The sequence below is a fragment of the Streptomyces sp. NPDC058240 genome, from assembly GCF_042882135.1.
Lineage (GTDB): Bacteria > Actinomycetota > Actinomycetes > Streptomycetales > Streptomycetaceae > Streptomyces.
In genome coordinates this window covers 1,034,050-1,049,009 of the sequence record NZ_JBHVWT010000001.1, presented here as the reverse complement: position 1 = coordinate 1,049,009, position 14,960 = coordinate 1,034,050, and the positions used below count along the sequence as shown (strand labels likewise).

The 14,960-nt window shown below is 69.7% G+C and carries 15 protein-coding genes and 1 tRNA gene; 13 read left to right on the top strand and 3 right to left on the bottom strand.

The window, feature by feature from the left end; genetic code table 11:
- Complete coding sequence (locus ACFVX4_RS04780) at positions 1–618, top strand: hypothetical protein (RefSeq protein ID WP_389971902.1); 618 nt, start codon at positions 1–3, stop codon at positions 616–618.
- Between the two features lie 112 nt (positions 619–730).
- On the top strand, positions 731–1,126 hold the full coding sequence (locus ACFVX4_RS04775) for an alpha/beta hydrolase (protein ID WP_389971900.1): 396 nt from the start codon (positions 731–733) through the stop codon (positions 1,124–1,126).
- A gap of 344 nt (positions 1,127–1,470) precedes the next feature.
- Here ACFVX4_RS04775 and ACFVX4_RS04770 read toward each other — a convergent pair whose 3' ends face one another.
- The gene (locus ACFVX4_RS04770; protein ID WP_389971898.1) at positions 1,471–1,875 is read right to left on the bottom strand and encodes a hypothetical protein; all 405 of its coding nucleotides are present in this window, start codon (positions 1,873–1,875) and stop codon (positions 1,471–1,473) included.
- Positions 1,876–1,998: 123 nt separating this feature from the next.
- Between ACFVX4_RS04770 and ACFVX4_RS04765 the strand changes: the two genes are divergently transcribed.
- The 4 genes from ACFVX4_RS04765 (at position 1,999) to ACFVX4_RS04750 (ending at position 4,451) form a co-directional block, all read left to right on the top strand.
- Entirely contained in the window at positions 1,999–2,775 is a 777-nt protein-coding gene (locus ACFVX4_RS04765) for a Scr1 family TA system antitoxin-like transcriptional regulator (RefSeq protein WP_389971896.1), read from the top strand.
- On the top strand, positions 2,772–3,020 hold the full coding sequence (locus ACFVX4_RS04760) for a DUF397 domain-containing protein (protein WP_389971894.1): 249 nt from the start codon (positions 2,772–2,774) through the stop codon (positions 3,018–3,020). The genes ACFVX4_RS04765 and ACFVX4_RS04760 overlap by 4 nt, the downstream gene beginning before the upstream one ends.
- A 229-nt stretch (positions 3,021–3,249) precedes the next feature.
- The gene (locus ACFVX4_RS04755; RefSeq protein ID WP_389972112.1) at positions 3,250–3,837 is read left to right on the top strand and encodes an AAA family ATPase; all 588 of its coding nucleotides are present in this window, start codon (positions 3,250–3,252) and stop codon (positions 3,835–3,837) included.
- Between the two features lie 98 nt (positions 3,838–3,935).
- A complete protein-coding gene (locus ACFVX4_RS04750) occupies positions 3,936–4,451 on the top strand; it encodes a DUF1269 domain-containing protein (RefSeq protein WP_389971892.1) in 516 nt (171 codons plus the stop codon).
- 286 nt (positions 4,452–4,737) lie between these two features.
- On the opposite strand, the gene ACFVX4_RS04745 is transcribed toward ACFVX4_RS04750, so the two are convergent.
- Positions 4,738–4,812 (bottom strand) — tRNA-Cys (locus tag ACFVX4_RS04745).
- A 186-nt stretch (positions 4,813–4,998) separates the two neighbouring features.
- Between ACFVX4_RS04745 and ACFVX4_RS04740 the strand changes: the two genes are divergently transcribed.
- From ACFVX4_RS04740 to ACFVX4_RS04725, 4 genes are all read left to right on the top strand, one after another.
- Positions 4,999–6,462: an MFS transporter gene (locus tag ACFVX4_RS04740; RefSeq protein WP_389971890.1), complete on the top strand. Its 1,464-nt coding sequence runs from the start codon at positions 4,999–5,001 to the stop codon at positions 6,460–6,462.
- A 45-nt stretch (positions 6,463–6,507) separates the two neighbouring features.
- The gene (locus ACFVX4_RS04735) at positions 6,508–6,705 is read left to right on the top strand and encodes an Arc family DNA-binding protein (protein ID WP_383927505.1); all 198 of its coding nucleotides are present in this window, start codon (positions 6,508–6,510) and stop codon (positions 6,703–6,705) included.
- Entirely contained in the window at positions 6,705–7,088 is a 384-nt protein-coding gene (locus tag ACFVX4_RS04730; RefSeq protein ID WP_389971888.1) for a type II toxin-antitoxin system death-on-curing family toxin, read from the top strand. The genes ACFVX4_RS04735 and ACFVX4_RS04730 overlap by 1 nt, the downstream gene beginning before the upstream one ends.
- A gap of 124 nt (positions 7,089–7,212) precedes the next feature.
- Positions 7,213–8,994 carry a DEAD/DEAH box helicase gene (locus ACFVX4_RS04725; protein WP_389971886.1) on the top strand — a complete coding sequence of 594 codons (1,782 nt, stop codon included), beginning with the start codon at positions 7,213–7,215 and terminating at the stop codon, positions 8,992–8,994.
- 110 nt (positions 8,995–9,104) lie between these two features.
- Here ACFVX4_RS04725 and ACFVX4_RS04720 read toward each other — a convergent pair whose 3' ends face one another.
- Entirely contained in the window at positions 9,105–9,635 is a 531-nt protein-coding gene (locus ACFVX4_RS04720) for a hypothetical protein (RefSeq protein WP_389971884.1), read from the bottom strand.
- A 300-nt stretch (positions 9,636–9,935) separates the two neighbouring features.
- On the opposite strand from ACFVX4_RS04720, the gene ACFVX4_RS04715 reads away from it, so the two are divergent.
- The 3 genes from ACFVX4_RS04715 (at position 9,936) to ACFVX4_RS04705 (ending at position 14,775) form a co-directional block, all read left to right on the top strand.
- Positions 9,936–11,549, top strand: a complete 1,614-nt coding sequence (locus ACFVX4_RS04715) for a hypothetical protein (RefSeq protein ID WP_389971882.1) — start codon at positions 9,936–9,938, stop codon at positions 11,547–11,549.
- A 281-nt stretch (positions 11,550–11,830) separates the two neighbouring features.
- Positions 11,831–13,801, top strand: coding sequence for a hypothetical protein (locus ACFVX4_RS04710; protein WP_389971880.1), 1,971 nt, complete (start codon positions 11,831–11,833; stop codon positions 13,799–13,801).
- Positions 13,802–14,133: 332 nt separating this feature from the next.
- Positions 14,134–14,775: an IclR family transcriptional regulator gene (locus ACFVX4_RS04705; protein WP_124723277.1), complete on the top strand. Its 642-nt coding sequence runs from the start codon at positions 14,134–14,136 to the stop codon at positions 14,773–14,775.
- The last annotated feature ends 185 nt before the right edge of the window (positions 14,776–14,960 follow it).

Below are 14,960 nucleotides of genomic sequence, written 5' to 3'. Positions count from 1 at the left end.
GTGTTCGGACGGGCATGGCTGGTGGGCTGCGCGCTCATGGTTGCGGCGCTCGCCGCCTGTGGGGCCGGCGATGGGCAAAATGGCACAGAGGGTCAGGGAAAGAAGAAACAGAAGGCACCCACGATGGACATGCAGCAGGCTGGGCAGCGCTCGGAAGCGATTCTCGACGGCACGCTGGCGGCCATCCGTCCGCCTGTGAAATGGGCCTACGGTGCACCCGTGGAAGCGGCGTGCAGCACCGGTCTCAACGAGCCGACCGGCACCACTACCGTCACTCGCAGCAGGAACATCCTCACCGTGGTCTCCGAGCAGCGGCGCGGCAATCTGTTGGGACTCGTCCAGCGATATTGGGAGCGGCAGGGCTTCCGGATCGTCGACGTCAACTCCGACAAGGACATGCCACGGATCCGGGCCAGGGATGCTGAGGGATTCACCGTCTCCCTGGACGTCGGCAGCATCGGCAACGTCTCCGTCAGCGCGGGGCTCAGTTGTGCCGTGAACTCCGCGATGACCTATCCGACGGGGACGCCCGGACACCCCGGCGGGCCGAAGGCGGAGGAGTTGAGGCCGCGGGAGCGTTCTGACTTCTGGTCTTCCAGCGAGCCGTTCCGGCAGTAGGCGGGGAGAACGGCGGACGACGATGTGATGGTGCCTGCGTGCGGAGAAGGAAGAGGAGAACAAGCTGAGGCCGCCACGGGCCAAGGCATGGGGCCGGGTCGGCCGGACGCCGGTGGTCCGGGTACGGGGCCGGGGTTCCGGACGCGTCTCCAAGGCCGAGGAGCCGCTGGGCAACTTCCTGCAGGGCGTTGAGGAGGCCAACCATCGCGACGTGAACCAGACGCTCCTGGGGCACAGCTATGGGTCCCTGGTGGCAGGCCAGACGATGAGCACCCACATAGACCTGCCGGTCGACAACGCGACCATGGTGGGTAGTCCGGGCCCGGGCGGGGAACACGGGAAGGACCTGAACATCCCGGCGGACCATGTCGTCGCGGCCACGGCCAAGAACGACCTCATCAACCTCGCACCGCCCCCGGCAGGCCCCCTGGCTCCCCTCAATCCGAAGGCTTACATGGAGCTTTTCGATATCCGGGCGCGATCCCACAAGGCTCGTTTGCCGGGGTGATACGCGCGGTGCCTGCAGGGATGCGGACCACCCGGTTCCTGCGCCAGGCGACGGGGGCGCGGTCTGCGACGGCTCTCGTGCCGCCGTGCACGCCGGCCGCGACCTCCGTCCGAGCCGGTCGATCGTGCAGCACTGCGTCGAGGACTACGCCGCGACGGCCACAGCACCGCAGGGGGATTCCTCGCGTACGCGTGAACATGCAGAGAGTGATGGTTTCGTCGCTGTGCTATGCGACGTTATTTCCCGCCATGTGAATGGGACTTCGCTTCATCAGATGAGTCGGGGCGCGCTGGCCGGTGGTTCGTCGGCGGTACGTCCACCGTTCATGTCGCGCGATATTCCCCCTACCCATCCGAGGTCAACTGAGCCATCACCAGCCCGTACAGCAGCTCCACGTCAACGAACTCCCCTTCCTGCGGCGCCCCGCACCGCCAGCTCAGCGGATAGGTGTTGCCGTCCGGTGCGGGGATGCCCACGTACTGGTCCCGGGCAGCCGGCCCGAAGCACCTGGCGCCCGGCGGCCAGTCGTACTCCTTGCTCGACCCGGGCGGGATCAGGAAGTACGTCCACCGGGCGCCCGCGATCTCCCGTACGACCGGGCCCGGTTCGCCTTCGGTGAGCGTTCCGAGGTGCTGCAGTACGGCCTCGCCCCGTACGCCCCGCAGCCGGATGGCGTCGAAGTGGATGCCGGTCAGGTGGAGTTGGTGTCCGGCGGCGGGTACCCATTCGGGGAGTCTCTTGCTCGTCATGACTCCAAGGATTCCGACGGCTGCGTAGCGTGACCAGAAGGACACGGTCCACATCGACGGGATGTGGTGAGGGTGGTGGTGACTGTGGGGACAAGTAGTGCGCCGTCGCAGGTGCGGCGGCTCGTGGGCGAACTGATCCGTATCCATCGGGTGCGGGCCGGGCTCACGCAGAAGGACGCGGCGGACAAGCTGTTGATCTCGGAGTCGCTGATGGGGGCGGTCGAGCGGGCGGAGCGCATTCCGTCGCTGGAACTGCTAGCCGACGCGGACCGGGTCTTCGTCGCGGGCGGTGCGCTGAAGGCGTGCATCGAGTTGATCGACGAGGAGAAGTACCCGGCGAAGTTCCTGGACTGGGCGCGGCTGGAGCGGCAGGCGCGGGTCATCAGCGCGTACGAGACGATGCTGATCCCGGGGCTGCTCCAGACGGAGGCATACGCGTACGCCCTGTACCGGGCACGCAAACCCGCGTACACCGAGGACGAGATCGTCCGGCACGTCGAGGCGCGGCTGGAACGGCAGGCAGTGCTGATGCGTACGCCTCCGCCGTACGTCGGGTTCGTCATCGAGGAGTCGGTCCTGGAGCGGACGCTCGGCGGTGCGGAGGTGTTGAAGGAGCAGTTGCTGCATCTGCTGGAGTGCATGCGGCGGATGAACCACCTCACGGTGCAGGTGATGCCCTCGGCTCAGCACACGCATGCGGGATTGAACGGGCCGATGCAGTTGATGTGTACGGCGGAAGGCCGCAATCTGGTCTTCGCGGAGAGCCAGGGCGGCGGTAGGTTGATCGCCAGGCCGGAGCAGGTGGGTGACACGTTCGACCTCTTCGGCATCCTGCGGGCCCAGGCGCTCAACCCCTGGAAGTCGGCGGAGATCATCGAAACGAAGGCGAGGCAACTGTGACCACCGGGCCCGAGCTCTCCTGGTTCAAGTCCACCTACAGCAACAACGAGGGCGAGGCCTGCGTCGAAGTCGCCTACGACTGGCGCAAGTCCAGCTACAGCGGCAACGAGGGCGGCGCCTGCGTGGAGGTCGCCACCTGCCCCTACACCGTCCACGTCCGCGACTCCAAGGTCGTCGACGGGCCGACCTTCGCCGTCGCTCCCGCCGCCTGGACCGCCTTCCTGGCGGGTGCCGTCGCGGGCTGATCGCGGGCCTGTTTCGAGCCGCTGATCCCGGCAGCGGGCATGCATGCATGCGCCTGCCTGACTTGATGCGGATGGCACGGGACGAGGCGTACCGGAATCAGCTGCCGGTGCATATCTGCGGCCGGCTTGTGTGTGGAGAAGCTGAAGGTCGCCGCCCCGCCACGGAGTCCAGCGGCGCCGACTGCTGCTGGCCCGAACGACCTTCCAAGCCTCAGGAGAGAGCGCGGTGATTCCTGCACACGGCCAACGGGATCCGAACAGTGATGAGCCCGGTCCCGCGGTCGTCCTCATTACCGGTGTGATGGCGTCCGGGAAGTCCACCGTTGCCCAGGCCCTTGCCGAGCGGTTGCCGCGGGCGGTGCATGTGCGCGGGGATGTCTTCCGGCGGATGGTGGTGTCCGGACGGGCCGAGATGGTGCCGGGGGCGTACGAGGAGGCCGTGGCTCAACTCCGGCTCCGGTACCGGCTGTCCGCGATGACGGCCGATGCGTACGCGGGTGAGGGCTGGACCGCCGTGGTTCAGGACGTGGTGCTGGGGGAGGAGCTGGCCGGGTACGTCGAGCTCGTGCGGACGCGGCCGCTGTACGTCGTCGTGCTCGCCCCGGAGCCGCATGCCGTTGCCGAGCGGGAGGCCGGGCGGGGCAAGAGCGGTTACGGAGCCGGGTGGACGGTCGAGGCGCTGGACCGGGTGCTGCGGGAGGAGACGCCGCGGATCGGGCTCTGGCTGGACACGACCGGGCAGACCGTGGAGCAGACCGTCGACACGGTCCTCGCGCAGCTCGAACGGGCGCGGGTGGTGGGAGCGGCGGAGAGCTGAAGTGGCTGGAGGGCCGATACATTCGGACCTAATGTCTTATTTAACAACAGTTCCTCTATGGTTGGTGCGGTAACGCACCAACCGGAGGAGTCAGCCGAATGAGCAACCTGTTCGTCATCGCCTACGACGATCTCGCCACCGCCGACCAGGTCCGGGACAAGCTGCTGTCCATGAACCGCGAGCACCTCGTCGAGCTGGAGGACGTCGTCGTCGTCGAACGGCGTGAGAAGGACGGCAAGATAAAGCTGCATCAGGCCGTCAACCACGTGGGTAACGGTGCCGCGGGCGGCGCGCTGTGGGGGAGTGTCATCGGGCTGCTCTTCCTCGCGCCGTTCCTCGGTGCCGCGGTGGGCGCCGCGGCCGGCGCCGCCGGAGGGTCCGCCGTCGACACCGGTGTCAATGACGACTTCATGAAGGAGCTGAGCGCCAATCTCCGGCCCGGCGCCGCCGCTGTCTTCGTGCTCGTCAAGACGTCCGCCCGCGACAAGGTCATCCCCGAGATCGCCAAGTTCGGTGGTCAGCTCGTGCAGACCTCGCTCAGCAAGGAGGACGAGGCACACCTGCGGGAGATGGTGAAGGAAGCGCTCAAGGAAGAGACGACGATCGCCTCCTGATCTTCGGACCGTACGAGAGAAGGCGACTGCCCGCGCCGCGCGCAGGGTGGCCGCCTTTCGTATGTGGGGACCCGGTGCAGATCAGGGTTCCCCACGGAAGTACCCCGTCCTTGTCAAACTCGGCGAATCCAAGCCGGTACCCGAGGGCGTCGACGACCGCCGCAAAGCACTGAAGGAATTCATCAACGGTTTCGTACCGTCCGCGCTCAAGGCCCAGGGCTGTTCCTGAAAAACGCCTACGCCCGCCCGGCGCGACAGATGACGCGTACTGGGCGGGCGTACCGCATGGAGGCCGTGACCGGATTCGAACCGGTGTAACTCGAGTTGCAGTCGAGCCCCTGAACCACTCGGGCACACGGCCGTGTGTTCCTCGTCGTGGTTCGACCGTAGGGCCGGGTGTCCCGGGTGCTCAAGAGTGCGGGGCGGGGTGCAATGCGACTGCCATACGGCGTTCACGATCGGCGTCGCGGTCCTACGACCAATGGAGGACCGGTGGACCGTCTCGCGACAGGGTTCAAATGAGATCTTGCCCCTTACTCTTGGGCTCATGAGTGCCCTGGAACCGCGTGACGACATCGATGCCCCGCCGCTTGCCGCGGAGGCTCCTGTCGCCGTCGAATCCGGAGGGGTGCTCGGGCGGACCTATCGGGCGCTGAGCATCGGCATCGTCTCCGTCGTGTTCCTGATCGCCTTCGAGGCGACCGCCGTGGGGACCGCGATGCCGGTCGCCGCGCGTGAGTTGCACGGCATTCCGCTGTACGCGTTCGCGTTCTCCGCGTACTTCACGACCAGTCTCTTCGCCATGGTGCTCTCCGGGCAGTGGGCGGACCGGCGCGGTCCGCTGGGGCCGCTCGCCGCCGGGATCAGCGCGTTCGCGGCGGGGCTGCTGCTCTGCGGGACCGCCGGGACCATGTGGATCTTCGTTGCGGGGCGGGCCGTCCAGGGGCTCGGCGGCGGGCTGGTGATCGTGGCGTTGTACGTGGTGATCAGCCGGGCCTATCCGAAGCGCCTGCAGCCGTCGATCCTGGCCGCCTTCGCCGCGAGCTGGGTGATCCCGTCGGTGGTCGGGCCGCTCGCCGCCGGGAGCGTGACCGAGCACCTGGGGTGGCGCTGGGTCTTCATCGGCATCCCGGTCCTCGTGGTGTTCCCGCTGGCGCTCGCGCTGCCCGCGATCCGGCGGCGGGCGTCCGGGCCCGCTGACCCCTCGGCGCCCGTCGAGCCGTACGACCGGCGGCGCATCCTGCTCGCGCTCGGGATCTCGCTGGGTGCGGCGCTGCTCCAGTACGCCGGGCAGGAGCGGAACTGGTTCGCGCTGCTGCCGGCGGCCGTGGGTGTCGCACTGCTCGTGCCCGCCGTGCGGGGGCTGCTGCCCCCGGGGACCGGCCGCGCGGCGCGCGGGCTGCCCTCGGTGGTGCTGCTGCGCGGGGTGGCAGCCGGGTCGTTCATCGCCGCCGAGTCGTTCGTACCGCTGATGCTGGTGACCCAGCGCGGGCTCAGCCCCACGATGGCCGGGTTCTCGCTCGCGGCCGGGGGCGGGACCTGGGCGCTCGGTTCGTACGTGCAGTCCCGGCCGCGCCTGGAGCCGTACCGGGAGCGCCTGATGGTGGGCGGCATGGTGCTGGTCGCCGCGGCGATTGCGGCCGCGCCGTCCGTGCTGATCGACTCGGTGCCGGTCTGGACCGTGGCCGTGGCCTGGGCCTTCGGGTGCTTCGGCATGGGCGTGGTGATCGCGTCGACGAGCGTGCTGCTGCTGAAGCTGTCGGCGCCGGAGGAGGCGGGGGCGAACTCGGCCGCCCTCCAGATCTCCGACGGGCTGTCGAACGTGCTGCTGCTGGCCGCGGGCGGGGCGGCCTTCGCCGCGCTCGGCGGCGGTGCGGTGGGGGCCGTGCACGAAGCGGCGGAGGCGGGGGCCGCGGGGTCTCATCCGGGGGCGTTCGCGGTGGTCTTCCTGCCGATGGCCGGGGTGGCGCTGGTGGGGGCGTGGGTGGCGGCGCGGGTGCGGACGCGGTAGCTAGTACCGAGTTGGCCCCAATGGTGGTACCTTTTTGGTATGGCTATGAATCTGCGTCTGCGTGACGACCAGCAAGAGGCGCTCAAGCTCCGTGCGGAAGAGGAGGGGCGAAGTATGCACGCCATAGTGCTTCAGGCGATTGATCGGTACCTGGAACAGGAGGCGGACAGGCATGAGGTCCGCAGGCTCGGGGCCAAGTACGCGGTGCGTCACGCCGACCTGCTTCGGAGGCTGGGGGAGTAGTGAAGTACTTGACGGTCCAGGAGGTCCTGGACCTGGCGGAGCTTGCCTGTGGGGGGCAGCAGGTCGCGGTCCGTGATCTGGGGCTGCTCAGCTCGGCGGTTCACCGTCCCCAGTCCCAGATGTTCGGCATCGAGGCGTACTCGGATCTCTTCGAGAAGGCTGCTGCACTGCTTCAGTCGCTTGCCGTGAACCACCCCTTGGTGGATGGGAACAAGCGCATGGCCTGGATGTGCACAGTCGTGTTCCTCGACTTCAACGGTTCGGACATGGTCGACGTCGATCAGGACGAGTCGTACAAGCTCGTCATCGAAGTGGCGATGGGCAACCTCGATGACGTCGGGCACATCGCTCAGCGCCTGCGTTCTCTGCACGCGGGCGTGTGAGCTGAGTCGCACCCGCGCGGAGCCTCGGTTCGTTCGTACGAGGTTCCGCGCGGCGCGCCGGTAGGGTGGCCCGGTTGTCCTACGGACAGCGCCCCACGTACCCGAGAGACCCGAACCGGAGACCGTGACTACTACCGCCTCCCACCACCTCTCACCCGCCTTCCCCGGCCGCGCCCCCTGGGGCACGGCCGGCAAGCTGCGAGCCTGGCAGCAGGGCGCAATGGAGAAGTACATCCAGGAGCAGCCGCGCGACTTCCTCGCGGTCGCCACCCCCGGCGCGGGGAAGACCACCTTCGCGCTGACCCTCGCGTCATGGCTGCTGCACCACCACGTCGTGCAGCAGATCACCGTCGTCGCGCCGACCGAGCACCTGAAGAAGCAGTGGGCCGAGGCAGCGGCCCGGATAGGGATCAAGCTCGACCCCGAGTACAGCGCGGGCCCGCTGAGCAAGGAGTACGACGGCGTCGCGGTCACCTACGCGGGTGTCGGCGTCCGGCCGATGCTGCACCGCAACCGGTGCGAGCAGCGCAAGACCCTCGTGATCCTCGACGAGATCCACCACGCCGGTGACTCGAAGTCCTGGGGCGAGGCGTGCCAGGAGGCCTTCGACCCGGCCACCCGGCGCCTCGCGCTCACCGGTACGCCGTTCCGGTCCGACACCAACCCGATCCCCTTCGTCGTGTACGAGGAGGGCAACGACGGCATCCGGCGTTCCTCGGCCGACTACACCTACGGCTACGGCAATGCGCTCGCCGACGGCGTCGTCCGGCCCGTGATCTTCCTCAGCTACAGCGGCAACATGCGCTGGCGCACCAAGGCCGGTGACGAGATCGCCGCCCGGCTCGGCGAGCCGATGACCAAGGACGCCATCGGACAGGCCTGGCGCACCGCCCTGTCGCCCACCGGCGAGTGGATCCCCAATGTGCTGAGCGCCGCCGACAAGCGGCTGACCGAGGTGCGCAAGGGCATTCCGGACGCGGGCGGCCTGGTCATCGCCACCGACCAGGAATCGGCGCGCGAGTACGCCAAGATCCTCAAGCGGGTCACCGGCGAGAAGGCCACCGTGGTCCTCTCCGACGAGAAGGCCGCTTCGAAGAAGATCGACCAGTTCAGCGCGGACGAGTCCCGCTGGATGGTCGCGGTCCGCATGGTGTCGGAGGGCGTCGACGTGCCACGCCTCGCCGTGGGCGTGTACGCCACCACCATCTCCACGCCGCTGTTCTTCGCGCAGGCCGTCGGGCGTTTCGTGCGCTCGCGCAGGCGCGGCGAGACCGCTTCCGTCTTCGTGCCGACCATTCCGATGCTGCTCGACTTCGCCAACGAGATGGAGGTCGAGCGGGACCACGTCCTCGACAAGCCCAAGAAGGGCAGCGACGAGGAGAACCCGTTCGCGGAGGAGGACAAGCTCCTCGCCGACGCCGAGAAGCTGGAGGACGAGGAGACCGAGGAGCAGCTGCCCTTCGAGGCCCTCGAATCCGACGCGGTCTTCGACCGGGTGCTGTACGACGGTGCCGAATTCGGCATGCAGGCGCACCCCGGCAGCGAGGAGGAGCAGGACTACCTGGGGATTCCGGGGCTGCTGGAACCCGACCAGGTGCAGCTGCTGCTCCAGAAGCGGCAGTCCCGGCAGATCGCGCACAGCCGCCAGAAGCCGGCCGGGGAGGCCGACCTGCTGGAGAAGCCTGCCGAGGCGCGGCCGGTGGTCACGCACAAGCAGTTGCTCGGGCTGCGCAAGCAGCTCAACACGATGGTGTCGGCGTACACGCACCAGAGCGGCAAGCCGCACGGAGTGATCCACACCGAGCTGCGGCGGGTGTGCGGCGGGCCGCCGAGCGCGGAGGCCACGGCCGGGCAGATCCAGCAGCGGATCAAGAAGGTCCAGGAGTGGGCCACCCGCATGACGTGAGCGCGCCCTCTCGTACGGAGCGAGTGGGCGTGCGGGTGCCGGCCCGGGGCGGGGACAGCGGTCCTCGCCCCGGGCCGACGTCGTACGTGCGGATGAGGGGGGTGGCGCGGCTACCAGACGAACGGGGCGGACTGGTTCGCCGTGGCCACACACGGAACCGTGGCCGACGTCGGGGACGAGGCCACGATCTGCAGTGACCAGTTGGTGGCGCTCGGGGGAGAGGGCAGCACCACGGAATTCGTGCTGTCGCCCGCCGCCAGGGTGCCGGAGGTGAGCTTCAGCGGGCCCAGGGTGATCGGGTTGCCGCCGCTCAGGCCGGGGTTGGTCTTTCCGGAGAACTGCACCTGACTGGTGACGCCGCCCGAGGTCTTGGTGAGCTTGAGCGTCGTCGTGATGCTGTTCGGGTCGGCGCTGGTACCGGTCGGCATGGTGATCGCGGTGGACGTGATCTTGATGGTCTTGGACGTGCCCGAGTCGGTGGCGGTCAGGGTGGCGAGACCGCTGCCCCAGGTGCCGCAGTCGTACGTGGCCGTCGCGGTGAGCGGAGTCACCGCATGGGCTGTCGGGGCCAGCGCGAGCGCGCCGGCCACGGAACAGGCCGCGGCCAGTACCAGGGGGATGTGTCTTCGATTCGACGACATGACGGGGGGAACTCCTTCCGGTTCTGAATTCCGCAGATTCACCGAAGAACTGAAGAGGTGGATCTGCGTGCCGGGCCCGGCATGTCGGGTGCAGTGAAACTGTGATCTTCGGAGAAGTCAAGAGATGTCAACAGGCACCCTTGAAATTCCCACAGAAATGCTTTCCGGGCATTTCAGATAAGGATCAATCAGTTAAGGATCAATCAGTTCTCTCTTGACTTCTCTGCACCCGCCCTCCTCAATGTGCGCAATCAATGGGCCATGGAGGGGTGTCTGGTGATACGACGACGAAGACCCGGCGTGACCGGTCTGCTCGCTGCCTGCTTCGTGATGTCGCTGAGCTGCGCCGGGGCCACCGCCCAGGCCGCACCGCCGGCCGGAGGGCAGGCCGCCGGTACGGTCACCCCGACCGTCCACTGCACCCTGCCCGCGGGCCAGGGCGAGGCGACCGGGCCGCAGCAGATGACCGTCGAACTGTCGCCCGCGGTCGTCGCCCCGGGCGGGAAGGTGCATGCCAAGGTCACTCTGGGCCCGTCCCCGGCCACCAGTGCGCTCGCCCTGGAGGACGTACCGACCATCCCCAGCCTCGACCTCGCCATGTCCGGCGGGGCGACCGGCACCGTCACGGTGCGGGGCGCCGAGTTCACCATGGACATCCCGGCCGGCAAACCCATCGAACTCCCGCCGTACGAAGGCGACTTCCTGGTCCCGGCGGATGCCTCCGGGGATCTCTCGTTCACCCCGCTCCGCACGCTGACGCAGACCAAGGTGCTCGGCTCGGTCTTCGAGACACCGTGCGACGTCGTCGGCGGCGGCGGCAGCATCGGCACCGTCACGGTGGAGGGCACCGGCTCCGAGCCCGCCACCCTGAGCGCGCCCGCCGACCCCGTACGCCCCAACACCGCCGTGACACTGGGCGGTTCGGGCTGGGCGCCGGGCGGTGCGCCGGTGCCCTCGCTCTGTGCGGTGGGCGGTGGCGGCTGCGATCCGCTGAAGTTCAAGAGCCACACGCTCGCCATCGACGGTTCCGGGACGCTGCACGGCACGGCCACCCTCGCGGAGGCCGGTGCGGTGCCGGACGGCGCGTACGAGGTGAAGGTCAACGACGGCACGAAGGAGGCCACGGCTCCCCTCACCGTCAGGGCCGTCGCGGCCGGCGACCGCGAGATCTCGCTGTCGCGGAGCAGCGGCCCGGTCGGCAGTGTGATCACGGTCAGCGGCAAGAACTACAACCCGGACCGCTGGATCAATGTCATCGGCCTCGACGCGACGGGCACCGGGCTCGACGACAGCGCGGTCTACGTCAAGAGCGGCCCGGACGGCACCTTCGCCGTCGAGTTCACTGTGATCTCCGACGCCGTCGTCGCCGTCCAGGCGGACGAGGGCAACGACCCGGCGACCGTACGGACCGCCCCGTTCACCGTCTCCACGGGTGAGGGAGGCGGCGGCAGCGTCGACCAGAAGCTGAACACCTCGGTCAGGGCCGGGACGCTGTCCATGGTCCAGGACGGCGACACCGTCGACTTCGGTACGACGGTCCTGGGCACCGGCAGCGGTGTGCAGCGCTCCCGGCTCAACCGGGTCGAGGTGGAGGACGCCCGCGGCGTGGACAGCGGCTGGTCCCTGACCGCCACCCTGACCGGCTTCACCGGCACCGACGGCGGCACCATCCCGGCCGACGCCGTCCGCTGGACGCCCAGGTGCACGGCGCAGAGCGGCAGCGTCGGGGTGCCGGTGGCCGGGTCGCCCGCCGCGCTCGGGAGCGAGGCCGCGAGCCTCTGCCGGATGGATCCGGACGGCTCCCGCCCGTTCACCGGCGGCCGGTTCGACGCCGACGCCGATCTCACCCTCACGGTTCCCGGATTCACCCGGCCCGGGGATTACAGCGCCACTCTCACCCTCACTCTTCTCTGAGAACCGGCAGGAAGAACGTCGGGGAGAACCGCCAAGGAAAGTCCCGGAGGCGGGGGGCCCCCCCCCCCCCCCCCCACCCCACCCACACCCCCCCCCCCCCCCCCCCCACCCCCCCCCCCCCCCCTCTCCCCCCCCCCCCTCCTCCCCCCCCCTCGGGGTCGGCCCCCCGCCGCCCTTTCGAATTCGGAGAATTCCCGCAGCCGTGTTTCAGCCGCGGACGACACCCATGGAGGAGCAACATGCCCGCCCGACAACCGAGAAGAACCGAAAGACCGGGTGCGGTGTTACGCCGTGCCGTGGCCCTCACCGCCGGGGCCGTGCTCGTCTGGACCGGTGGCACCGTCGCACTCGCGCCCGCCGCCGAGGCCGGCACCGTCACCCCGACCGTCCACTGCTCCCTGCCCGCCGGACAGGGGGAGGCGACCGGGCCGCAGCAGATGAGCGTCGACCTCTCGCCGTCGATCGTCGACCCGGGCGGCAAGGTCCACGCCAAGGTCACCCTCGGTCCGTCCCCCGCCACCAGCGGCCTCAGCCTGAGCGATGTGCCCACCACCCCCAGCATCGACTTCGCCATGTCCGGCGGCGCCACCGGCACGGTCACCGTCACCGGCCCCCAGATCAACCTCGACATCCCGTCCGGCAAGCCGATCGAAATCCCGCCGTACGAAGGGGACTTCATCATCCCCGCCGACGCGAGCGGCCCGATCTCCTTCACCCCGGTGCGCAATCTGACGCGTACGAAGGTGCTCGGCTCCACCTACGAGACCCCGTGCGACGTGGTGAGCGGCGGCGGGTCCATCGGCACGGTGACCGCCGAGGGCACCGCGGGCCATCCGGCCACCCTGAACGCGCCCGCCACCGCCGTCCGGCCGTCCACCTCCGTCACCCTGTCCGGCAGTCTGTGGACCGCGGGCGCCACTCCCGTACCGTCGCTGTGCGCGGCGGACGGCGGCGGCTGCGACCCCGGCAAGTTCGTCTCCGGCACGCTCGCGATCAGCGGCTCCGGGGAACTGTCCGGCAGCGCGGTGCTTGCCGCCGCGGGCGCCGTGCCCGACGGCTCGTACCTGGTGAAGGTCGGCGACGGTACGAAGGAGGCGACCGCGCCCCTGACCGTCAAGGCCTTCGTCCCCGACGGGCCGCGGGCCATCGCGCTCTCCCGCGCCGGCGCCCCGCTCGGCAGCGTCATCGAGGTCACCGGCAGCAACTACTTCCAGGACCGGTGGATCAACACCGTTGCCCTGGACGCGAGCGGGGCGACGCTCGACGACACCGCCGTCTATGCGAAGAGCACCCCCGACGGCACCTTCAGCGCCGAATTCACCGTCTCCGACCCGGCCATCGCCTCGATCCAGGTCGACGAGGGCAACGATCCGGCCACTGTGCTGACCACGCCGTTCACCGTGACCGACGCCTCCGCGACGCTCTCCGCGGGCGCGGCGAAGGTCAGGCCCGGTGGGACGATCGCCCTCTCCGGCGGCGACTGGCCGACCGGCACCACGCCCACCGCCACGCTCTGCGGCGCCGACGGCGGCTCCTGCGACAGCGCCCGGATCAGCGGCTCCACCCTCCGGATCGGCGCCGACGGAACGCTCGCCGGTACGGTCACGGTCGCCGGATCCACTCCGCGTGCCGAATACGCGCTCCAGGTCACCGCCGGAGGAGCGCAGGCCCTCACCCCGCTGACCGTCGCCCCGTCCTTCGTCGTGCTCACCCCGTCGGCCGGTCCGAAGGGCACCGCCGTCACCGTCATCGGGCAGGGCTTCGCGAAGGTGGCGACCGTGTCCATCGTCGGGCTGCGGGCCGACGGATCGCAGACGTCCGATCCGGCGAGGACGAAGGTGGTCGGGCTGGACGGGGCGTTCTCGCAGACCTTCAAGGTCGACGCCGCCGACACCGTCGCCATCCGGGTCCGGGAGGTCCTCGTCAACCCGCGTACCGAGACGGCGGCGTTCACCATCCAGGACGGGACCGTCCCCGCCGGACCCTCCTTCGCGCTCTCGCCGCCCGAGGGGCCCGTCGGTACGGCGGTCCAGGTGACCGGTCGCGGATTCGCCCCTGTCGCCACGGTCTCGGTGACCGGCCGCACCGCGGACGGGAAGCGGACCGCCGACCCGTACGTCACCCGGGTCATCGGACTCGACGGAACCTTCGCCCTCGACTTCACCGTCCGCGACCCGGCGACGAGAGCGATCCGGGCCTGTGAGGTGCTCGTGAACGGAAAAATTGTGCAACAGTCATTCACGGTGAGTTAACGACTGTTCACTTCTGGTGCGCGAAGTGCTGAAGGCGTCGGTCGACCTGGACGCGCGTAGACCTCCGGGCTTCGGCCGACGCCGCGCTGACCGGCACTTATGCTGCTTCAAGACAACCTTGCCCCGGTCAACGCCCGGATTCTGGACGAGGCCTTCCGCTGAGCGGACTCGCTCGCTACTGTCCCAAAAAATGAACGCCCCGTGGCAGAGCCGCCCCGGGGCGCAGCCGGTGCCTGGACAGGCCGGCGGCCTCTCCGTGCGTCGCCGCTGGGACCGGCGGCGCACATTCCTGGGAACCAGCCGCTGCCGCTCATCAAAGAGGAGAGGGCGTCGTGACCGCGGAAACCTCCCAGACGCTCGACCGGGGCCTGAGGGTCCTCAAACTGCTTGCCGACACCGACCACGGTCTGACCGTCACCGAGTTGTCCAACAAACTCGGTGTCAACCGGACCGTGGTCTACCGTCTGCTCGCCACCCTGGAGCAACACGCCCTGGTGCGCCGCGACTTGGGCGGCCGGGCCAGAGTGGGCCTGGGTGTGCTGCGCCTGGGCCGCCAGGTGCATCCGCTCGTCCGGGAAGCCGCGCTGCCCGCGCTGCGGTCGCTCGCCGAGGACATCGGGGCCACCGCCCATCTCACGCTGGTCGACGGCAGCGACGCGCTGGCCGTCGCGGTCGTCGAGCCCACCTGGACGGACTACCACGTGGCCTACCGGGCGGGTTTCCGCCATCCGCTGGACCGGGGCGCCGCGGGCCGGGCGATCCTCGCCGCACGCCAGAAGCCGGTCGGCGAGACCGCCTTCACCCTCACCCACGGCGAACTGGAGGCCGGGGCGAGCGGGGCCGCGGCGGCGCTGGTGGGGGTGACCGGGGTCGAGGGCAGCGTGGGCGTGGTGATGCTCGCGGACTCCGTGCCCGAGCGCGTCGGCCCCCGTGTGGTGGACGCCGCCCGCGAGGTCGCGGACGCGCTCCGGTAGCGCGGGCTCGGCGGGGCGCCTTGCAGGGGTCCTGGCGCGCCGGGAGCCCCTGGCGCCCCGGCCCCGCCGCACGGGTTCCGCCCTCGAACGCCGGGCGGGCCGAAAAGATGCCCTCAATCGCCGGGCGGGCTGGATGTGTCACCGGGCGGGCCGGGTGCGGCCCCGGGGCGGGGCACTCGGTGACC